Annotated in this window: 13 protein-coding genes; 11 read left to right on the top strand and 2 right to left on the bottom strand. The window is 61.4% G+C overall.

The features are described 5' to 3' along the window. Nucleotides 1–262 precede the first annotated feature (262 nt). From ACKVY0_RS10170 to ACKVY0_RS10220, 11 genes are all read left to right on the top strand, one after another. Nucleotides 263–2,920 carry a c-type cytochrome gene (locus tag ACKVY0_RS10170; RefSeq protein WP_409214706.1) on the top strand — a complete coding sequence of 886 codons (2,658 nt, stop codon included), beginning with the start codon at nucleotides 263–265 and terminating at the stop codon, nucleotides 2,918–2,920. A gap of 362 nt (nucleotides 2,921–3,282) precedes the next feature. Further along, complete coding sequence (locus tag ACKVY0_RS10175; protein ID WP_409214707.1) at nucleotides 3,283–4,023, top strand: DUF6577 family protein; 741 nt, start codon at nucleotides 3,283–3,285, stop codon at nucleotides 4,021–4,023. A gap of 31 nt (nucleotides 4,024–4,054) precedes the next feature. After that, nucleotides 4,055–5,122 (top strand): nucleotidyl transferase AbiEii/AbiGii toxin family protein, encoded by a 1,068-nt coding sequence (locus ACKVY0_RS10180; RefSeq protein ID WP_409214708.1) that lies wholly within the window; start codon nucleotides 4,055–4,057, stop codon nucleotides 5,120–5,122. Nucleotides 5,123–5,161: 39 nt separating this feature from the next. Continuing rightward, a complete protein-coding gene (locus tag ACKVY0_RS10185) occupies nucleotides 5,162–7,618 on the top strand; it encodes a GH39 family glycosyl hydrolase (RefSeq protein ID WP_409214709.1) in 2,457 nt (818 codons plus the stop codon). A 319-nt stretch (nucleotides 7,619–7,937) separates the two neighbouring features. Continuing rightward, on the top strand, nucleotides 7,938–10,292 hold the full coding sequence (locus ACKVY0_RS10190) for a DUF1549 domain-containing protein (protein ID WP_409214710.1): 2,355 nt from the start codon (nucleotides 7,938–7,940) through the stop codon (nucleotides 10,290–10,292). Nucleotides 10,293–10,452: 160 nt separating this feature from the next. After that, nucleotides 10,453–11,730, top strand: coding sequence for a DUF1501 domain-containing protein (locus ACKVY0_RS10195; RefSeq protein ID WP_409214711.1), 1,278 nt, complete (start codon nucleotides 10,453–10,455; stop codon nucleotides 11,728–11,730). A gap of 24 nt (nucleotides 11,731–11,754) precedes the next feature. Then, a complete protein-coding gene (locus tag ACKVY0_RS10200; protein WP_409214712.1) occupies nucleotides 11,755–14,406 on the top strand; it encodes a hypothetical protein in 2,652 nt (883 codons plus the stop codon). A 156-nt stretch (nucleotides 14,407–14,562) separates the two neighbouring features. Further along, complete coding sequence (locus tag ACKVY0_RS10205; RefSeq protein WP_409214713.1) at nucleotides 14,563–15,096, top strand: sigma-70 family RNA polymerase sigma factor; 534 nt, start codon at nucleotides 14,563–14,565, stop codon at nucleotides 15,094–15,096. After that, a complete protein-coding gene (locus ACKVY0_RS10210) occupies nucleotides 15,093–16,460 on the top strand; it encodes a FecR domain-containing protein (protein WP_409214714.1) in 1,368 nt (455 codons plus the stop codon). The genes ACKVY0_RS10205 and ACKVY0_RS10210 overlap by 4 nt, the downstream gene beginning before the upstream one ends. 112 nt (nucleotides 16,461–16,572) lie before the next feature. Continuing rightward, entirely contained in the window at nucleotides 16,573–17,598 is a 1,026-nt protein-coding gene (locus tag ACKVY0_RS10215; protein ID WP_409214715.1) for a hypothetical protein, read from the top strand. Between the two features lie 57 nt (nucleotides 17,599–17,655). Further along, nucleotides 17,656–20,169 (top strand): DUF1592 domain-containing protein, encoded by a 2,514-nt coding sequence (locus tag ACKVY0_RS10220; protein ID WP_409214716.1) that lies wholly within the window; start codon nucleotides 17,656–17,658, stop codon nucleotides 20,167–20,169. Nucleotides 20,170–20,178: 9 nt separating this feature from the next. Here ACKVY0_RS10220 and ACKVY0_RS10225 read toward each other — a convergent pair whose 3' ends face one another. Beyond that, a complete protein-coding gene (locus ACKVY0_RS10225; protein WP_409214717.1) occupies nucleotides 20,179–20,394 on the bottom strand; it encodes a hypothetical protein in 216 nt (71 codons plus the stop codon). A 4-nt stretch (nucleotides 20,395–20,398) separates the two neighbouring features. After that, a complete protein-coding gene (locus tag ACKVY0_RS10230) occupies nucleotides 20,399–21,328 on the bottom strand; it encodes a hypothetical protein (protein ID WP_409214718.1) in 930 nt (309 codons plus the stop codon). Between the last annotated feature and the right edge of the window lie 116 nt (nucleotides 21,329–21,444).

Here is a 21,444-nt window from a genome sequence, read left to right on the forward strand (position 1 = left end):
TGATCGAGCGCATCGAGCGTCGCCACGAGAAACGTCGTCGTGCGGCAGCCAACGCCCTCAAACGCCAACGCAAACGGGAAAAAGTTGCTCCGGCGAAGGCTTCAACCTCCTAACAAAGCAGAATTAGTCATGGATGGCCCGAGAGCCGAGCGAAAATATTTATCCGCACGGATAGGAGACGCGGCAGCCCACATCACGGACGCTCGGTGTTCCTTTCCCTCTGCCATCGTGGCGCTGGGGTAGCTCAGCCACTTCAATCTGCATGCGCTCTATTTCACTCATCGTCCTACTCATCAGTCTGACATCGCTTCACGCGCAAGGCGAGGAAGCTGCCGGTGTATCCATCGCGGCCAAGGACATTTCCGTGCCTGCGGGGTTCAAGGTCGAGAAGCTCTACAATGTGCCGAAGGATCAAGAAGGCTCGTGGGTGGCACTCACCGTGGATGTGAAAGGCCGACTGCTTGCCTGTGATCAGTATGGCAGCATTTACCGAATGAGCGTCCCCGCAGTGGGCACGACGGAGCAGCTCAAGCCGGAGAAAATAAACATCGAGATGGGCAAGGCGCACGGCCTGCTCTGTGCCTTCGATAGCCTCTACGCCATGGTGAATGAAAATGATGCTGGCAACGGCATCTACCGGCTCACCGACACGAATGGCGACGATCAATACGACAAGATCACCACGCTCTACACCATCCCTGGAGGTAGCGAGCACGGTCTGCACAGCATGGTGCTGAGTCCTGATGGGAAGCGCATTTATTTCTGCAATGGCAATCACACGCCGTTGCCCCCAGGCCCGATCAACAGCCGCGCGGCCAAGATTTGGAGCGAGGACCACATCGTCCCGCGGCTCTGGGATGCCAACGGCCACGCACGCGGGCTCGTCGCACCCGGTGGCTACATTTGCAGCATGAATCCCGAAGGCAGCGATCTGGAACTCTTCTGCTATGGCTTCCGCAATCAGTTCGACATTGGTTTCGATCTCAACGGCGAGCTGTTCACTTATGACGCGGACATGGAGTGGGACATCGGCACACCGTGGTATCGGCCCACACGCATCAATCATTGCGTGAGCGGCGCAGACTATGGGTGGCGCAGCGGCAGCGGTAAATGGCCGGGCTATTATCCGGATTCCTTGCCCACGACGCTCGACATTGGACCCGGAAGTCCCACGGGTGTGACCTTCGGCACAGGCGCGAAGTTTCCTGCGAAGTATCAGCGTGCCATGTTCGTGAATGACTGGACCTACGGCACCATGTGGGTCGTGCACCTCCAGCCGAATGGCGCGAGCTACTCGGCAGAGAAAGAGGAGTTTGTTTTTGGCAAACCCTTGCCTCTCACCGATGTCGTCATCCACCCGCAGGATGGCGCAATGTATTTCGCCGTCGGTGGACGCAAGACACAGTCGGGCGTGTATCGCGTGACGTATGTCGGCGGCGAATCCACCGCCGCCGTCTCGCCGCCATCGAAGCCCGAGAGTTTCAAGCCTCGCGAGGCGATGGAGCAACTGCATCGTGATGGCATGGATCCAACCAAGGCACTTGCCGAGGCGTGGCCGCAACTCAAGCATGCTGACCGTCATGTGCGCTATGCCGCTCGCGTGGCGATCGAGCGTCTGCCGGTGGAACTTTGGAAAGAGCAGGCCCTGAGTGAAACCCATCCTGAGGCGCTCATTGAAGCCATCATCGCCCTCGCTCGCGTGAGCGGTGCCGCCCACAAGTATGCAGATCCCAGACCCGTGGCACTGCCGACTTCCACGGAGCCGATCTCGCTCATCGCGCCAGAAAACGTGGAGTTGCAGCAGCGCATGTTGAAAGCGCTTGCTGGGCTTGATGGCAAGGACTTGAGCCTCGATCAACAACTCGCTGCCATCCGCGCCTTGCAGTTGGTTTTGATCCGCCTTGGCAAACCGGATGCCGCAACCTGCAGCAAGATCGCCGAGCGCCTGGATGCGGTGTATCCGACACAGAACTCAGCTTTGAACCGAGAACTCTGCCAGACGCTTGTGGTTATTGATTCCACCAAGGTCGTGAGCCAGACACTCGCGCTGCTCGCCACTGCCAAAGATGACTTTCAAGCGTTGAGCACTGATGACGTGCTGAGGCGCAACGAGGACTACGCTTACTTCGCCCGGGTCGCTGCGGGCAGTCGGCCCAATGGGCAGCAGATCATCTACATGTATGCGCTGCGCAGTGCCACCGTCGGCTGGACGCCTGAGTTACGCCGGACATTCTTTTCCTGGTTCCCTCGCGCTCGCACTTGGAGGGCTGGCAACAGCTTCAAAGGCTTCATTGAAAACATCCGCAAAGATGCCCTCGCCACCTTTGTGCCGAAGTCGGAGCTGGCCGACCTCGAAGCGCTGAGCACCAAGAGTGAAGGCGCGGACATTCCCAACTACGTCGCCCCCAAAGGCCCCGGCAAAGCATGGAAGGTGGAGGAGGTCACTGCGCTCACCGCCCAGGGATTAAAAGGCCGCAACTTCACCACGGGTGAGGCCATGTTCCGCAGCGTGATGTGCGCCACCTGCCATCGCTTCAATGGTGACGGCGGCAGCATCGGCCCCGATCTCACCGGCTCCGGCAACCGCTACACCATGCATGACCTCATGGAGAACATCATCGATCCCAGCAAGGTCATCTCCGACCAATACGACAGCCACGAGATCACCAAAAAAGACGGCAGCACCATCCTAGGTCGCATCATTGTGGAGGAAAACGGCAAGGTCTTCGTGATGACCAATCCCTTCGCCCCCAGCGACCACCAAGCCATCGACGAAGCCGATATCGCCAAGAAGGAAACTCGCAAGATCAGCATGATGTCCCCCGGCCTCATCAATGCCCTCAACCAAGACGAGCTTCTCGATTTGATCGCCTACCTCATGAGCGGCGGCAACCCCAAGGACAAGGCCTTTGCCAAGTGATGCCATTCTGTTCAAAGTGGTTTCGGCTTCAGCCGAAGCTCTCCTTTCAAAATACGGCTGAAGCCCCACAATGGTAGGTTGAAGTAGCAATTCAACGATTGTTGGCCCTATTAAAAACATCACGATGCCCAAACATTTCTTCACCAACCACGGCCCGCAAACGCTCCTAGCCAAGTCCGAAGGAGTCTTCTCCTCAAACAAGGACTTATCGGCGTTTGTTGCCCTAGTGGGTTGTTTGAGGTCGTCGGGGTGGTTCGCGAATCGCCCATCACTTGAGCATGCCGACACCCGCGTGGCCGCCCTCTACGGCCTGGACGCCGAGGAAAAGAAGCCTGTGAAACCTGCCGCCCGGAGGACCTAAGATGCCCACTGCCGACAAGATACCGCTCAAACGCTTTCTGCACACCGTCTGCCTCCCAGCACTCACGGCTCATGCACCCTACTTCTCGCTCGGCGAGCTGCGTCGCTGTCTTGTGGCGCACAAGGTCCAAGCCGCCACTGCCACGCTGCCACGCTATCTTCACGAGGCCGTGGCGGAAGGCTCCCTCCACGATGCCGGGCGCGGGTGGTATTCAACGTTGATCACTCCTTTCACGCTGAACCACAAGCCCGTTGAGGAACTGGTGGCGGTGATCAAACGGTGCTTCCCGTTGCTGGAGTTTTCCTGTTGGTCCTCCGAGCAGGTAGCATCCTACGGGCATCTGCTGCTGACGCGGTTCGTGTCCTTCGTCCACACGGAGAGAGATGCGATGGAAAGCGTGGCCGATGGCTTGCGTGACGAAGGCTGGGATCCCTGGCTGCACCCGACCCGGCAGGAGGCTGCCAAGAACTTCCGCGTGACTGACAAAACCGTCATCGTGCGGCCCACCGTGCAGCGTGCGCCTGTGGAGGGCCATTTTGCCGCCATTGAGAAAATCCTGGTGGACTTCGTTCCCGAGATGCGGGCGCTGCCGCTGCTGGATGCCGGAGAGTTCCGCCGACTGGTCGGAAACCTCGCCGGATCGCAGAGAATCTCCGTGGGCACACTAGCCCGCTACGCCACGAGGCGAGACGTGCGTCTGGACGATGTTTTGGGAGCGGTTATCAACGAAAGCCGAAATTAGACCAATTGGGCATTGATTGATTTTAGAGCCTATGATTGACCCACGCTGCTTTGAAATGGAATGGATCACGCACCACGGCGAAGTCATGCGCTGTCGTAGCCTGGGGCTATTGGAGAAAGCCATCGTCGCCCTGCAACTGCTGGCCCATCTGGTGGAAAGCGGCCTGCCCATCCAGTTCAAAGGCGGCACCAGTCTGCTGCTGCGGCTCAACCCACCACGCAGGCTCTCCATTGACATCGACATCGTCACTCAGGCCGCTCCGGCAGAACTGCTGGCCGTGCTCGACACGGTAAGCAAACACAGTCCGCTCGGCGGCTATGAGCATGATGCGGAGCGTGACCGTGAGCTGCCACCCAAGAAGCACTTCCGCGTCTTCTACCCCTCAGTGATCGAACCCAAACGGGATCATGTCCTGCTCGACGTGCTTTTTGAACCCGAAGCCAGCCCGCACTGCGAGCCAGTCAGCATCGCCACGTCATTCATCACGCCCGAGCGGGAGGTGCGGGTGCTGGTGCCCACGGTGAACAGCTTGCTCGGCGACAAACTAACCGCTTTCGCTCCGCGCACTATCGGCATCCTCCATCACGAACGTCGACGGACTGACATCGTGAAGCAGCTTTTCGATGTTGCCTCACTCTTCGATGCGGCCACAGATCTGGCCGTGGTCGCCGACGTCTATGCCGCCATCCACGCCCGGCAGCTTGTCTATCGGCAGGCCAGCTACACAGTCGAAGAAACGCTGAACGATACCATCGAGTCTGCCCTTCTCTATACTCAGATCGGACTCAGAGGTGGCGTGGAAACGCCTGAGGGACTGGCCATCGCTCAAGGCGTCAACAACCTCCAAAACCATCTCGTCAACCAACCCTTCCGCACCGATGAAGCCCGCCTCGCCGCTGCCAAAGCCGCGTGCGCCGCCGCCTGGATTCAAAAGCGCCCCACGCTGACGATTGACGATCTGCGATTCGACCCCGCTCAAATCAACCAACTGCGAGATCAACAAATCGCAGCTCCCTGGTTACCTCTCAACCGGCTCAAAGGTGCGAACGCCGAGGCCTTCCACTACTGGTTCCAAGCTCGCCGTTTGCTCATTTCGTAAAGCCAACCTCGCCAGTTAATTCATCCTCTCTTCATCACGATGCCTGTCCTCAGAACCATCACACGCCTCTTCGTTCTCTTCATCGCACTCACCTTGTCCGTCGCTCATGGGCAGGAACTCGACCTCAATAAATTCAAGCTCACCTTCAGCGATGAGTTTGATGGCGACAAACTCGACACGACCAAATGGCAGGCTCCGGAGATGCCACGTCAGGGGAGTTGTCGCTGGGTGAGGTCATTGGCGACGGTGAGTGATGGGGCGCTGCATCTCGGTATCCGATTGAGCGACGATCCGGTGCTGCGCTATGACTGCGCGGCGGTGCGGACGCGGAAGGACTATGATCCGAAGCAGACGATGTTTGCGCAGCGCTACGGCTACTACGAGGCGCGTGCGAAGTTGCCGAAGAACATGAAGTCCGACTACTGGGCCGCGTTTTGGATGATGTGCGGAAACGTGAACAGCCCGGACACACGCGGAGGCATCGAGGCGGATATCTTGGAGAGCTTTCAGCACTCCAATGAGCCTCGTTACAGCATGAACTTTCATTGGAACGGCTACGGCAAACAACACAACTCCACGGGCGTCAAACTCGCGCCAACTCCCGAACTCATGGATGGCGGATTCCATCGCTTCGGCATGTATTGGGACGAGAACTACTATGTGGCTTACTTTGATGGCCGGGAAGTGGGTCGCACGGATTTGATCGGCCTGGGCGGCAAAGACAACGGCAAAACGCAGTCCAGAGGGCCATGTCAAAAGCCTGGCTATCTGAAGCTGAGCTGCGAAGCCGCCGCGTGGGTGGGGGCGACCAATCAATGGGAGAAAGAACCGACTAAGGAAGATGAGTTCGTGATCGATTACGTGCGTGTGTATGAAGGCACGCTGCCTGCGCCTGCGCCACGGGCTGTGCATATTCAATTCGATGCCGCAGCACCCACCGGCCCGCTGAAGCCCATCTGGCGCTTCTTTGGCGCCGATGAGCCCAACTACGCTTACATGAAGCACGGCAGCGAGTTGCTGGGTGAACTCGGTGAGTTGAAGAAGGATGAGGTGTTTTTCCGCACGCATAGCTTGCTCACCACAGGCAAGGGCGAGCACGGATTGAAGTGGGGCTCAACCAACGCCTACACGGAAGATGCCGCAGGAAAGCCGATCTATGATTGGACCATCGTGGACCGCATCTTTGACACGTATCGAGACAAAGGCGTGCGGCCGTATGTGCAGATCGGGTTCATGCCACAGGCGCTTTCGGTGAAGCCGGAGCCGTATCGGCATCACTTCCCGGACGCGAAGTATGAAGAATTGTTTGGCGGCTGGGCGTATCCGCCGAAGGACTACGCCAAGTGGGAAGAGCTTGTGTTTCAATGGGCCAAACATTGCGCCGAACGCTACGGCAACGACGAAGTGCTGCACTGGTATTGGCAGACATGGAACGAGCCCAACATCGACTACTGGAAGGGCACCCGCGATGAGTTCTTCAAGCTGCACGACCACGCCATCCGTGCTGTGCGCAGAGCAATACCAAAAGCGAAGGTCGGTGGTCCGGATCTCGCTCAAGGCAATGGGGGCGACTACCTGGCCGCCTTCCTCAATCACTGCGACACGGGCACCAATCTTGCCACCGGCGAGAAAGGCACCCCTTTGGACTTCATCTCCTTCCACGCCAAGGGCAGCCCCAAGCAAGTCGATGGCCATGTGCAAATGGGCTTGTCCAATCAGCTCCGCGACATCGACGGAGCGTTCGCGACGATCGCCAGACGACCGCAGATGAAAAACACGCCCATCATCATCGGCGAATCCGATCCCGAAGGCTGTGCTGCCTGCAAAGGAGCAGATCGCGCCTATCGAAATGGAACCATGTATTCCAGCTACACCGCGGCCAGTTTCCCGCGCAAGCTCGACTTGGCCGAGAAGCACGGCGTGAATCTCGAAGGCGCGCTCACGTGGGCCTTCGAGTTCGAGGACCAGCCCTACTTCGCCGGTTTCCGCTCACTTGCCACCAACGGCATCGACAAACCCGTGCTCAATGTCTTCCGCATGTTCTCCCGCATGAGTGGCGACCGACTCCTTGTGCAAAGCGATGCCGCCGTGCCACTCGATGACCTCCTCAAAACCGGCGTCCGCGACCAAGCCGACGTCTCTGCCCTCGCCGCACGCGACGGCAAGCGCATCACCATCCTAGCTTGGCACTACCATGACGATGACGTCCGCGGCCTCGATGCCGACCTCACGCTTACCCTCACCAGCACCCCCGAGGGCAACCCCAAGCTCACCCGCACTCTTATCGACGACGGCCACTCGAACTCTTTCATGGCCTGGCAAGCGCTCGGTTCCCCGGAATTGCCCACCCGCGAGCAAATCCGCCTCATGGAACTAGCCAGCCAACTCGCCCCAGCCTCCGACAAAACCGAGGTGAAGTCCGAGAAGGGAAACACCGAGATCACATTCAAGCTCGCACGTCAGGGAGTGACGCTGCTGGAGCTGGACTGGCCTTGATGCACTAACTATCAGCAAACGGTTACACGCCCATGATGAATGCATCGACCTTGAACAGAGCCAAAGGCTCCTTGGACTGCGGCAGCCTGCTGCCGCTTTCTGGAGGCAGCCCTGCTGCCGTGAACGTCTCCCCGGTCTGCAAAGCTGAAGCGCTATCGCGTGGGCGGAGCCTTGGGGTTGGCGATGTCAGGGGACGCACACGCCAGCAGGCTGGCTTGGGAAAGCGGCAGCAGGCTGCCGCAGTCCAGGGTGGCTGCGCCACGATCCATGCAGATAATCAAACCCAACCTCTGATTGAATCCCTCGCTCTCACATGATCTTGAAACATCTATCCTCAGCGCCTTTCGTCCTCGGCGTCTCGATGGTGTCTTTCGCCGGACAACTCATCGCTGCGGAATCTCCGCGTTTCGAGCAGGACATCCTGCCGGTGTTGTATCACCATTGCTTCGGCTGCCACAGCGAGAAGCAGGCGAAGCCGAAGGGCAAACTGCGGCTCGATACAGCGGAGGGGATTCGCGACAGCGAGGTGATCGTGGCGGGCAAGCCGGATGAGAGCGAGCTGTTGACGCGGGTGTTGCTGCCGCACACGGATGAAGATGTGATGCCGCCGCTGAAGGGTGGTGCGCAGCCTTTGAATGATGCGGAGCGAGCCATGCTGCGGCAATGGATCGCCGATGGGGCGAAGCTGGATTCTTGGGTGAAGTTTGATCATCGCGGGGCTGCGTTGGCGGCGGACGATGCGTCGCTTGATGGCGCTGATGTGCAGCAACTGAGCGCGGAAGTGCAGAAGCTCGTGGATCAATCCCATGCGGCGAAAGGCACGAAGCTAAACGCACCGGCGCGCGATGAGACCTTCCTGCGCCGCGTGTATCTCGATGTGGTGGGCCGCATCCCGAGCTTGGAGGAGAGCGCCCGCTTTCTCGACAGCAAGGATGCGGGCAAGCGCGCGAAGCTGATTGATGAACTGCTCGGTAGCGAGGGCTACGTGAGCCACATGTTTAACTGGAAGGCCGATCTCCTACGCGTGAACACGCGCCGGCTTGCTGCCCAACAACCGGGTAAGCTTTACGACGACTGGGTGAAGGACGCGATCCGCTCGCACATGCCGTATGATGAGTTTGTGCGGCGACTGGTCACCGCGAGCGGCTACTTGTGGGAAAATGGCGCGGTCGGCTTCTATCTGCGCGATCTCGGGATGCCGCTCGACCACATGTCGAACATGACGCGCATCTTCCTCGGCACGCGCATCGAATGCGCGCAGTGCCACGATCATCCGCTGGAGCCGATCACGCAGAAGGATTTCTACCAGATGGTGGCGTTCACCTTTGGCGTGAGCAATCTGGGCAAGCCCGGCGGTTATTCTCCCGACAACGTAAAACAGTGGCCGGAGCTCAAGGCGAAGCTTGCCGCGGTGGGCAGCGACAAGGCGCTAAATGACAGCGTGAGCGGGACGATTGCGCCTTTGAAACGACTGACACTGGATACGGAGATGCAATTGCAGTTTCCCGAGGCCTACCCCTACGATCCTGCGCTACGTGGCAAGCCCGTGGAGCCACGCACACTCTTCGGCGACGAGGCGGTCGTGAGCGATGGCGACCGGCGCAAGGCCTTCGCCGAGTGGATGACCTCGCCGCGCAATCCGCGCTTCGCCAAGAACATCGCGAACCGTTTGTGGAAGCGCGTGATGGGCACCGGCTTGATCGAGCCCGTGGACAGCCTCTCGGCACTGCCGAGTCCAGAGCACGCGGAGCTGATGGACTTCCTCATGCAGACGATGATCCGCCTGCGCTTCGACGAACGGGCTTTCATGGCGGTGCTGTTGAACACGCGGCTATATCAGAGCGAGGCCGTGCGCGAGACGCCGGAGCCGGCGGCCGCGTTTGCGCTTCGTGGACCGCAACTGCGGCGGCTGTCGGCGGAGCAGATATGGGATTCACATCTCGTGTTGCTGGCGAAGGACATCGATGAACGGAAAACGACGTTTCGGCTGGAGGGAACACAGGATCCACAGCGCCTGCAGAAGCTGACGGTGATGACGGCGGATGAGATCATCGCCCAAGCCCGCATTGATCGTGCCGAGCATACACGACACCGTGAGTTCACTCTGGTTCGGGCGCAGCAGTTAAAGGAGCTGGCCGCAGCGAAGGACCGCGGTGATGACAAGGAAGTGAAGCGGCTCACGGCACTGTATACGAAGCAGAACAAGAAGTTCCTCGGCTCCGACATGAAGGCGACGGACTCGGAAGCCGAAGGGGAATCGGCGACGAAGGAAACCGACCCGCGCTGGAAATCGCTGCCGTCTAGTTTCATTCGCGCCTCGGAGACTCCGCTGCCTCTGCCGCTGGGACATTTCCTGCGTCAATTCGGTCAGTCGGATCGCCGAGAGATCGACGCCTTCAATCGCGATCCGAACACGACGCATTCGCTTGCGCTGATGAATGGCGATCTCACGACTCGTGCAATTGCGGCGGATTCGCTTCTGCGTCGTCAACTCACTGCGAGCAAGACTGCGGGCGAGCAGCGCACGCAGCTCATCTACCGCGCCATCCTCGTGCGCACTGCGACTGCGGAAGAACTCGCGGAGATGGCCGCGCTGACAAAGGACAGCCCGACACCCGAGCAGGACACCATCTGGGCGCTGCTGAACTCGCCGGAGTTTCTTTTCAACCAGTGAGGTAATTCCGTAACCCTTTCTGAACATCTTTTACCCACCATCTTTTACCATTCGATGCCTTCCGCCGCCCCCGATAAATGCAGTTCAGCAGGTTGGTAAAAGATGGCGGGTAAAAGATAATGACGATCGACACTTCAGCGACACCTCTTCAACTCAACGCATGAACTCCATTCAAACAGACACTAACCGCCGCGCCTTCATGGAGCGTTTTGCCAAGGCCGTTTTCGGCGTCAGCTTGCTACCTTCGAGCGGCACACTTCGGGCGGCACACGCCAAAATCGGCGGCAAGGCGAAGAGCGTGATCTTCCTCTACATGCGCGGCGGGATTTCGCACATCGACACCTTGGACCCAAAGCCCGGCAAGCCCGAGATGGGCGGCGTGCAGGCCATCGCGACTAGCGCGGATGGCGTGCAGATTTCCGAGTGGTTTCCGCGCATGGCGAAGCAGATGCACCACGTCTCGCTCGTGCGCTCGATGACTTCCACGCAGGGCATTCACGATCGCGGCACCTACCTCGCGCACACGAGTTACTTCATGACGCCGACCATCACGCATCCGTCGCTCGGATCGTGGGCGGTGAAGCTGCTCGGCTCGGCGAATGCCGTGCTGCCGGGCAACATCCTCATCAACGGCAGTCCGCAGCATCCGCGCAGCGGCTACATGCCCACGCACCTCGCGCCGCTGCCCATCGTGGATCCCGGCGCGGGTCTGCAAAACTCCGCGCTCCCAGCGAAGATCACCGAGTCGGACTTCGCGCGGCGAACTGCGCTCGCGCAGGCAATGGGCAATCGTTTTGTGCAACAGACACCGCATCGCGATGCCGCCGCGTATTTGAAAGTGCAGCAGGACGCGGCCGCGCTGATGAAGAGCGAGGACCTGAAGGTGTTCGACATTTCGCGCGAGGACAAAAAGACGCAGGCCGCGTATGGCACGCACACCTTCGGCAAAGGCTGCCTGCTCGCACGACGGCTCGTGGAGAGCGGAGTTCGCTTCATCGAGGTCGAGGACGCGCACAACTGGGACACGCACAACGACCAGATCCAATCCATGGAGAACATGACGCCGACTACCGACCAGACGATGGCGGCGTTGCTCGAAGACCTGCATCAGCGCGGCCTGCTCGCCAGCACGCTCGTCGTCATGACCACCGAGTTTGGACGCACACCGCAAATCAGCACCGTCACCGCCGGGCGCGGACATCACCCTGGCGTCTTCACCTGGTGGCTCGCCGGTGCGGGAGTGAAAGGCGGCTTCGTCCACGGCAAGTCCGACGAGATCGGCGAACGCGTCGCGGAGAAACCCGTCACCATGCAGGACTGCAACGCGACCATCGCGCAGGCCATGGGCATCGACCTGCAACACATTGAGCACTCACCCTCCGGCCGGCCCTTCACCGTGGCGGACAAGGGCAAGCCGGTGGTTGAGTTGTTTGCGTGAGCCGTCAGCCCTTGGCACAAAGAAATGCAACGACTACTCGCACTCATCGGCATTGTTTTCACCGCTGCCGCTCAGGCGCACGGTGAGTTTCGCCCCGAGTTCATCGCCATTCACTTGCGCGAGCCGCTCAGCATCGCACCGGTGAAGTGGACGAAGCCCATCTACAATCTCGTCGGATGGAAACGAGGAGATGGAACGGTGGAGCGCGATGTTTTCAAAGCGGGCGAGGTCATCACGCTGAAGCAGCCGAGCATCGAACAACGTGGGGACGTGACGCACTGGAAGTTCTCGCATGAGGCCATCGAACTTGATGCCGAGCGCACGAAGGGGAAGCTGCGCTACACGTTCACCGCGAAGAAGCCGGGCATGTGGTCGGTCGCCTTTGCCGGAGCGCCCGCGGCGCCGATAGCGGACGTCATCGAACTGTTTCAACCGATGGTCTGGAATGGGCGGCGTTTGCCCGAGGATAGCTTCCTCATTCCCGACGACATCTGCTCGATCCCTGGGTGCCTCGTGCAGACAAAAAGCGGCACGCTCGGTGTGCTCGCCGAGCCACGGCAGTTTCCATTTGCAATGCCGACCGCACAGACGCGGCGCTTTGGTGTCACCCTGCGCAACGCGAATGGCGATGCGCAGCCGATGGTCTTCGCGCCGTTCCTCGGCACGAAGGAGTCGAACTTTGAGGTCGGCAAGCAGCACACATTCGAGCTGGCGCTCGTCGCGCAGATGAAGCCGCTCAGCGAGACCTTCGAGCATGTCGCGCGTGAAGTGTGCGGCTTCCGCGACCGACGCGAGAACACGCTCACGTCGCTCAACACGGCACTGGAGAACATGCTCGATTTCGTGCTCGGGCCGTGGGGCAACTTCGACCCAGCGAACAAGGCCTTCTTTTATCCCGACTCGCACGGCTCGGTGAAAAACGTCAGCGCGCTGCACCCGCTCGGGCTGGCCTTTGTCACGGACAACGAACGTCTCTTCCGCGAGCAGGGCGTGCCCATCATGGAGTATCTGCTGTCACGCGAGAAGTTCCTCTTTGCCCTCAACGACGAGGGCATGAAAAGCAGTCAGCGTCCCTCGATGCGCATGGCTGGTCCCGCCATGCCGCTGTCCGAACTCGCCGCGCTGCAACGCATCGCCGGTGGAGCCACGCCTTACTTTCGCGAGAGCGTCGAACGGCTGCATGGCATCAGTCGCACGCTGAACATGGATTGGGTCAGTCCCGCGGGCGCGTGGCAAAATGACCTCTGGCGCTACCGTGCGAGTGGCGAGCGGAAGTGGCTCGAGGCCGCCATCGCCAAGGCCGAGCCGGAACTGACGAAGGTGCCCACCGACTTCAGCGAAGCCGCCGACGGCACATTCTTCGAATATATGCTGCCTGCATGGAAGGATTTCTATGAGCTTTATCGCGACACCCGCGAGCCGCGTCACCTCGCCGCCGCGCATCGTGGAGCGCGCTTGTATGCGCAGCTCGTGTTCTTTTATCCCTCGGTGCCCGACGCCGACATCACGGTGAATGAGAGCGGCTTTGCGCCAAGACGCGGCTCGCTCGACAAGCCCGGCCTCGTGCCCGTGGCCAAGGAAACCGTGCCCGCTTGGCGCGTCTCCGAGCACGGCCTGACGTGCGAGGGCAACGGCACCGTACAGCGCATCGCGGTCTATCTCGCCACGCACGCGCCGATTTTCCTGCGCATCGCGCAAGACACCGACGACGCCTTCCTCAGCGACATCGCCCGCAACGCGATGATTGGCCGCTTCGCCAACTTCCCAGGCTATCACTTCAACACGCTCTACTCCACCGCGCAGGAGAAGGCCGACTTCCCGCTGCATCCGCATGACGACCTGAAGCCGACCACATCCTTCCACTACAACCACGTCCTGCCGATGGCGAATCTCGTGCTCGACTACCTCATGGCCGAGGCTCGCGACCTCTCGCGCGGCGCCATCGACTTCCCCACCGAATACGACGAGTGCTACGCTTTCATGCAAAGCAGCGTCCATGGCGCACCGGGCAAGTTCTACGACCAAACCCATGTGACCCCCTGGATGCCCAAAGGCCTCGTGAAGACGGAAAACGTGCAGGTCAACCACATCACCGCCCGCGGCGAGAACACGCTCTGCATCGCCTTCATGAACGAATGCGACCGCGAACTGCGCGATGTCACCGTGCGCCTCGCCTTCCCCGCCGGCGCCTTCACGGCAACCATCTGGCGCAACAACCAACGCGAGACCACGAAGCTCACCATCATCAACGGCACCGCCAAAATCTCGCTCAGCCCCAAAGGCATCACCGCGCTCATCATCGAAGGCGTGCATCTGCAGCCAAGCTTCCAGCCCAAGTTCAACGCGGCACGCACACCCGCAAAAGCCACCACGCATCAAAGCATCAAGACTCCATTCGGCGAAGCACACGCCATGACCCTCTCCTTCGGCCCCGAACTCACATGGCTCTACGCCTACCTCACCGCAGAACAGAGGAGCGTGAAGTCCGCGAAACTACACGTCACGCTCGCAGGCCGCAGAGCAGTATTCACCGACGACACGTTTCCCTTCGAGTTCAGCTTTCCACTGAAGCCATCCGACAAGCTAGCCGCAGAACTCACTTTTGAAGGAGTGACAGCTTCCGGGGAGTCTCAGAGCTTCGAAGTGATCCGCATTGGAAGAAGAGAGCCTGAGTAGAGTCGCAATCGCGTGAAACTCACCCTCACCGCAATGCTGTCCGCTTCGCATCGCACCCACCCTCCTGCTCGCGATTCCAGCCCTGCTCCATGCTGATGACGCCGTTTGCAGATCTATTTTCGGCAAAAGCTGTCGCCTCGCGGAGTGTTCTTTTGCATGACGACTGCGGATACCGAAAAACACGACCGCTTCCTCCGGCTCTATGTGGAGCATGAGGGGCCGTTGCGCGGGTTTGTGCGGTCGCTGGTGCCGACGCTCGAAGATGCCCGGGAGGTGATGCAGGAGACGGCGGCGGTGTTGTGGAGAAAGTTTGATGAGACGGCTTCGTCGGAGGGTTTCCGACGCTGGGCTTTCGGAGTGGCGAAGTTTGAGGCCCTGGCGTTTGTGCGGGACCGGGCGCGGGACCGGCATGTGTTCGGGGATGCGGTGCTGGCGGCTCTTGAAACGGACGCCATGGAGGCTGCCGAAACCAGTCTGCAAGAGGAAAGCGCGCTCGAGGAGTGCCTGCAAAAGCTGACGCCCGCACAACGGACTCTGGTGGAGGCGGCGTATGCGCCGAGCGCACGGATGGGGGAACTCGCCCGGGCCTCGGGCCGCACCGTGATGTCGATTTACAAGACGTTGCATCGCATCCGCATCGCGCTGGTGGAATGCACGCAGTTGGCTTTGCAGAGGGAGGGGCGGGCGTGAAAGCGAACGAAGCCCAGATGGAAATGGTCCGTCGCTATCTGAGCGGTGACGCGACACAGGAGGACACGCGGAGCCTTGGCGCGTTGCTCTTGGGTGATGCGCAAGTGCGGCGTGATTTTCTGGCCTATGCGCGGGTGGATGCCGCGCTCTCGGCGGCGGCGCGACCGCAGTTGCAGGTGGCAGGTGTGGCTGCTCCCCGTCAGCAGTTTCGATGGAAACGCTGGCTGCCGCTGGCTGCGGCGGCGGTGCTGATGGCGATGATGGGGCTGGCAGCGTGGCGTGGCGCGGCGGTGGCTCTCATGGGCGCAACGCGCGGTGCACAGTGGGTGAGCGCGGCGGCGGAGTTCTCGGCGGGCGACGCGCTGTCGCGCGGGCAGCGCCTGGAACTGGCGGGCGGCAGTGCGGAGATTGTCTTCGCGTGCGGCGCGGTGACGACGCTGCACGGGCCGTGCATCTTCGAGATTGAGTCGGCAAAAAGCGCGCGGCTGGTGCTCGGGCACGCGCGCACCCTTGCGGCCACGCCGGAGTCGAAGGGCTTCACACTGCGCACGCGCACGGCGCGGATCGTGGATCTCGGCACGGAGTTCGAGACCACGGCCGCGGCGGACGGACGCAGCCGCGTGGAGGTGACGCAAGGCCGCGTGGTGGTGCATTCCGATGGTGCGAATTCACCACAGCATCTCGCGAAGGGTGACGCGCTTTCACTCGAGCCCGGTCGCGCACGAGTGATGGTGCGCATCGAGCGCGGCGACGGCACGCCGGCATTTCATTTTCCCAGCATCGAGCCGCCTTCGGACCGCGACTATGCGGATGCCCGCCAGGACCATGCGAAAATCACCGTCGCCCACGGCATTCTCGGCAACCTGAACTCGCACATCGCCAGCGGCCCCGCCGAAGTCTTGCTCGATGGCCGTGGCCAGTCGGCGCAGGACGCGCCGCGCGAGTCGGTCTATTTCGAGCGGAACAGCGATGGCAGGCTTTTGCTCGACCTCGGCCGCCCGGTGCAGATCACAAAGGTGAACACCTACTCGTGGCATCAGGGCGGCGCGCAGCCGGAGCATCGCTACCGCGCGCAGCAGAGCTACGTGCTCTACGGGTTTGCGGGCGATGTGCCGCCCTCAGCCGCCGACGACCCGGAGGCCACAGGCTGGACACTCATCGCGCGCGTGAACACGGACGAGTTCTTCGGCGTGAAGGACCGGCTCGACCGCCCGCCGCAGCAGGGTTGCTCCATCGCGTCGCCCAACGGCGCGCTGGGCCGCTACCGGCATCTGCTCTGGCATGTGCTGCCGATGCTCGAGCCGGAGCGCGATATCACCGTCCACACGCTCTATGGCGAAATCGATGTCTATGCGCAGCCCTGAGCGAACTGCCGAACCGCAGCGACACGCGCCCGCAAAGAATCTCACAATGAAACCATCCCCGCCCCAACCGCGGCCTGCATCGCGCCTCGTTCGTTCAACGTCCGCCTGGCTGATGCTGCTTTCGCCATTCGTCATTCTGCATTCGTCATTCGCCGCCGACGCACCAGCGGCTGCACCGAAGGAGCCGCCGCCAAAAATCCTCCCGGCGGGCGACACGCGCCGCGACGTGGCCGTGCAAAAGCATCGCGGCGAACTCCTCAGCTACGATCCCGCCACGCGTGCGGGCACTTTCAAATCCTCTGCCGACGGTGTGATCATCAGTTTCACCGCGCTGCCGCACGTTCTCTGCCAGCATCACGGCGCGCTCGGCGACATGAGTGACTACCGCATCGGCGAGCGGCTGCGTTTCATGCTGCACGAGGGCGAAGACGGGAAATGGAACCGCCTCGGCCTCGTCGCCGAGGAACTCGAAGAACTCGTCGCGCACGACGAACCCTACTTCGTGGACAAGATCGATGCGGCGAAGGGCATCCTCATCTGCACGCGGCGCAATCGCGCGGGCGACAAGATTGTCTGGCCCGGCATGGTCATCAGCACGGACAAGGACACGCGCTATTGGCGCGAAGGAACGCCGGACGCGAAGTTTGCCGACCTCGCAGTGGGCATGCCGCTCTTCATGAAAACGCACGGCGGCACCGGACTCATGGAGCGCACCGCGTGGGAGGTGCTCATGGACAAGGCGTCGGTGGAGCATTTCAAGACGGAGCAAATGCAAACGCTGAGGCAACGGCTCACCACCGAAGGACTGCCCGGCTACATCGACAGCGTGACCGAAAAGGAAGTGCGCCTCACGCTGTTCCCGGAGGTGATGAGCTTCATCCTCGGCCAGGCCTCCGGCGCGAAAGCCACGCCTGCGCAGCGCGCGCTGAAACCCAGGCAAACCGTGCAATTTTCCCTCGCCGGTCCCGAACGTGCGGCGAAGGGCGGGCGTTGCAGCGGCAAAGTTACCCTGCTGCGCCCGTTCATCAAAAACCAAAGCTACATCTGCGAAGTCACCATCGCGCTCGACTCGCCCGTGCCCGCGGAATTCAAGGCCACCGCTGTCGCGCGCGTGTGGCCGCTTGAGGCGGGGAGATAACGACATTCGAACGACGAACTGAGGAACCGCAGAAACGCGATGCACACAGAGAAGCCCATGATGAAGTCCTGCCCGTCCATTCCACCGCGTGTTGCGCGCGGCTGCGTTCTGAAAATCGCGTCACTGCTTTTTTCGCCGTTCGTCATCGGTCACTCGTCATTCGGTGCCGACGCCGTTCCTGAGTCATTCTTGCAGCAGCACTGCATCGCGTGCCACGGGGAGAAGAAGCAGAAGGGCGAGCTGCGGCTGGACACGTTGTCGCGCGACTTCTCGGACGCGATGGTCGCGGGCCGTTGGGCGGATGTGCTGGAGAAGATCAACGCGAAGGAGATGCCGCCGGAAGAGGAAATGCAGCCGTCGGCGCAGGAGCGCGCGCGCTTTGTCGAGCAAGTCGCCGGGGCGCTGAAGCAGGGCGAGGCCGCGCGATTGGCAAAGCGCGAGCCGGTGTCGCTGCGGAAGCTGACGCGCGAGGAATTCGCCCGCACCATCGAGAGCCTGCTCGGCGTGCAATACGTCGCCGCTGATCCCGGCGGCCTTACCGAGGATGCGGACTGGAACGGCTTCGAGCGGATCGGCTCGATGCTCACCATCGCGCCTTCGCACGTCGAGAAGCACCTCGCCATCGCGCGCGCAGTGCTCGCCGAGGCGTTGCCGGAGAAGCAGCCGGAGCCGATGAAATTTCGCCGCGCTGGGTACGAGATGATCGGCGGCCCGGCGGACTGGAAGCGTGTGCAGGATCAGGGCACGGCCGACAGGGTGCGCGTGCAAATCTGGCCGAACTGGTTGAATCGGCGCGGTGGGCCGACTCGCCTCGCGGCGGACGGACTCTATCGCGTGCGCCTGCAAGTCAGCGGCCTGCCTGTCGCTGGCGGTGAGGCGCCGCATCTCGTGGTGTATGAACCCGACCTCGACCGCGTGCTGTTTGAAAAAGATGTGACCGCGCCGGAGGAAAATCCGGAGGTCATCGAGTTCACCACGCATCTCACTGCGGGCAATCACATGGTGATGCTGCAAAACACAGCGAGCGGTCCGTCCTTCAACCACTACTCCACCCGCGCGGGCGGGACGTATGGAGCCTACTTCACCATCCGCGACAACGGCCGCGCGCCGTGGCAGAACAAACTCACCGACGAAAACGACAAACCGCTCTGGCCGTTTTTGCTCGTGGATTGGATCGAATGGGAAGGGCCGCTTCAATCGGAAGCGCAGCGCGTCGCGGAGAAGGATTTCATTCCCGCCGACTTCACTGACCGCGCGCAGGTGAGCGCGGCACTCTCGCGGTTCGTCGAGCGCGCGTTCCGTCGCCCTGCGCGCGGCGATGACCTCGACCGGCTGATGAAAATCTACGACAGCGAAATCGCGGCCACGGTGAAGTTCGACGCCGAGCAGGCCGCGCTCAAACCACCTGCGAAGCGCGGCGCACCCCCGCAAGCCAGCACGGCCAACGCGAGCGCGGCATTCAAGACCGCAATGGCCGCCGTGCTTTGCTCGAAGGATTTTCTCTACCTCGTCGAAGGCGCGCCGGAGCGCAAAGACGGGCGTCTCGACGCTTGGGAACTCGCATCGCGCCTCTCGTATTTCCTCTGGAGCACGATGCCTGACGACACGCTGTCTGCCGCCGCGCGCGATGGCTCACTGCTGCGGCCCGAGGTGCTGCGCGCGCAGTTCACGCGCATGATGGCGGACGACAAGGCGCGTCGCTTCAGCGAGGATTTCCCGCGAAGCTGGCTGCAACTGCGCAAGCTCGGCATGTTCCCGCCGGACAAAAAACTCTACCCCGACTACAGCAAGCCGCTCGAAGTCTGCATGGCTCGCGAAACCACGTCATTCTTCCGCGAGGTGCTGGAGCGAAACCTCACGCTGCGCGAATTTTTGAACTCCGACTGGACGATGCTCAACAGCACCCTCGCGCGCTACTACGGCGTGGCCGGGGTCGAGGGCGATGAATTCCGCCGCGTGTCGCTGCGGCCCGAGCATCATCGCGGCGGACTGCTCACGCAGGCGGCGATTTTGAGCCTCACCTCCGACGGCACGCGGCATCGTCCCGTGCATCGCGGCAAGTGGGTTGTCGAAGCCATGCTGGGCAAGCCCGTGCCGCCGCCGCCGGGCAATGTCAACGCCATCGAACCCACGCCGCCCGACCAGCCGAAAGCCACGCTGCGGCAGAAACTCGACGCCCACAAAAATGACGCGAGCTGCGCCGCGTGCCATCGCAAGATTGACCCGCTCGGCCTCGCCTTCGACCACTACGACGCCATCGGGCGCTGGCGCACCGAGGAAACGATGAGCGACGGCAGCGGCGACAATCCCAAGGTCAACGCCAGCGGCGAACTTCCCGACGGCCGCAAATTCGCAGGCCAGGATGAATTCAAAAAACTCCTGCTCGCCGACCTCGACACTTTCAACGCCGCCCTCGCCGAGAAGCTCGCGATGTTCGCCCTGCGCCGGACCATGACCTACGACGACCGGGCCCCGCTCGCCGCCATCACCGCGAAAAGCAAAGCCACCGACTACAAACTGAGCACGCTCATCGAGGCGCTGGTGATGAGCGAACTTTTCCAACAGCGATGAAGCCGCTGCTCACAACGTCACACCGCGCGGCTCGCGCACATGCTTCACCCCGTGCTTGCGGCCATTGTCGATCATCCACGCGACATAGCGGTAGCGCTCATCGAGCGGCAACCGGCTCACGCGCGCGATTTCGTCGCCGAACTGGCGGCGGAGCAATGCGTCAAAGGCAGACTCATGACATTCTTCGTCGCGGTCTTCTTCGAGGTGTGAGTCGGCCGTCAGCATGCAGTCATTTTAGCTCTGGAATGAGCAAAGTGAAGTTGGGATTCACATCGGGCAGCCAGACGCCCATTTCGGGTGTCATGCCCGTGAGCACGGACTCCTTGGCCTTTGCGATGAACTCTGCCAGCACATCTGGGGTGAGAGGGCGCGGCGGCAGATGCTGCTCAGCGCATTCGACACGCAGTTTGTGGTTCTCATGCAAGCCAAGTTCCCTGCCTGTGCCGGCGGTGGCCTTCCGCATCGCCACGACATATGAGCGGAGCAACTTCTCAAACAGACGGACCCGCAGGTCTGACAGCTCCTGCCAAAATGAGCGTTCCAATCGCGCGGCGGCTCCGATGAGCGGGCTGCCCGTCGCGACCAGTTTCAGCAGAGGTCTTGCCTCCAACAGTGCGGCGGGAGGAGCTGGCTTCTCGGCCATCAACCTGCGGAGTGAATCCAATTCATAAACATGCAGCCAGCCACGTTCATCCCCTTTCTCGACCATCTTGACGCCAAGTGCGGAGATGAACGGCCAGTCCTTGTCGCGACCTGTGCGCTTCATATCCGCCACCACATGCGGGTGGACATACGGCGGCTGCATTTCCTCCAGCCACGAACTCCGCGCGCGTGGCGCGATGCCGAACACATCGAGATATGCCTCCGAGCCCGGCCACTCGAAATGGCTCGTCCACCCGCCCTTGTGCCAGCGTGCGTCGAGCGGCGGGCTGATGTTTCCACGGTAGCGGCAGGCCGCTCCTTCAAATGGCGACTCCGCCAGCAGCGCGAGGAAATCTGCCGCCGCTTCGGGGTCGCAGAGCAGGTCGCAATCCTTCGTCGCCTCCGCAACCTCGTAGGCCACGCAGGCCATGCCGCTGGTGATCGCGCAGCGAATGCCGCGCGCTTTCGCCGCACTTACCAGCGCAAGGTAAAACTGGATGACGTCGTAGTGGCCCATGCGAGCAGACATAGGCCACGTCCACTGGGCGTTCAAGCGGCCACCCGATTCCGTCGATTCTCCCGTCGTCCTGATTTCGTCATCGGTCCCTCAACTCAACCTCACTCCATCCACCC

It is taken from the genome of Prosthecobacter sp. (assembly GCF_046154365.1).
In the GTDB taxonomy this organism is placed as follows: domain Bacteria; phylum Verrucomicrobiota; class Verrucomicrobiia; order Verrucomicrobiales; family Verrucomicrobiaceae; genus Prosthecobacter.

What these genes read in the sequence shown, in the direction of transcription:
- ACKVY0_RS10225 (WP_409214717.1), bottom strand. Translation starts at nt 20,394, where the DNA reads ATGCTGACGGCCGACTCACACCTCGAAGAAGACCGCGACGAAGAATGT.
- ACKVY0_RS10215 (WP_409214715.1), top strand. Translation starts at nt 16,573, where the DNA reads ATGCTGCTTTCGCCATTCGTCATTCTGCATTCGTCATTCGCCGCCGAC.
- ACKVY0_RS10170 (WP_409214706.1), top strand. Translation starts at nt 263, where the DNA reads ATGCGCTCTATTTCACTCATCGTCCTACTCATCAGTCTGACATCGCTT.
- ACKVY0_RS10175 (WP_409214707.1), top strand. Translation starts at nt 3,283, where the DNA reads ATGCCCACTGCCGACAAGATACCGCTCAAACGCTTTCTGCACACCGTC.
- ACKVY0_RS10230 (WP_409214718.1), bottom strand. Translation starts at nt 21,328, where the DNA reads ATGGGCCACTACGACGTCATCCAGTTTTACCTTGCGCTGGTAAGTGCG.
- ACKVY0_RS10185 (WP_409214709.1), top strand. Translation starts at nt 5,162, where the DNA reads ATGCCTGTCCTCAGAACCATCACACGCCTCTTCGTTCTCTTCATCGCA.
- ACKVY0_RS10195 (WP_409214711.1), top strand. Translation starts at nt 10,453, where the DNA reads ATGAACTCCATTCAAACAGACACTAACCGCCGCGCCTTCATGGAGCGT.
- ACKVY0_RS10205 (WP_409214713.1), top strand. Translation starts at nt 14,563, where the DNA reads ATGACGACTGCGGATACCGAAAAACACGACCGCTTCCTCCGGCTCTAT.
- ACKVY0_RS10180 (WP_409214708.1), top strand. Translation starts at nt 4,055, where the DNA reads ATGATTGACCCACGCTGCTTTGAAATGGAATGGATCACGCACCACGGC.
- ACKVY0_RS10200 (WP_409214712.1), top strand. Translation starts at nt 11,755, where the DNA reads ATGCAACGACTACTCGCACTCATCGGCATTGTTTTCACCGCTGCCGCT.
- ACKVY0_RS10220 (WP_409214716.1), top strand. Translation starts at nt 17,656, where the DNA reads ATGATGAAGTCCTGCCCGTCCATTCCACCGCGTGTTGCGCGCGGCTGC.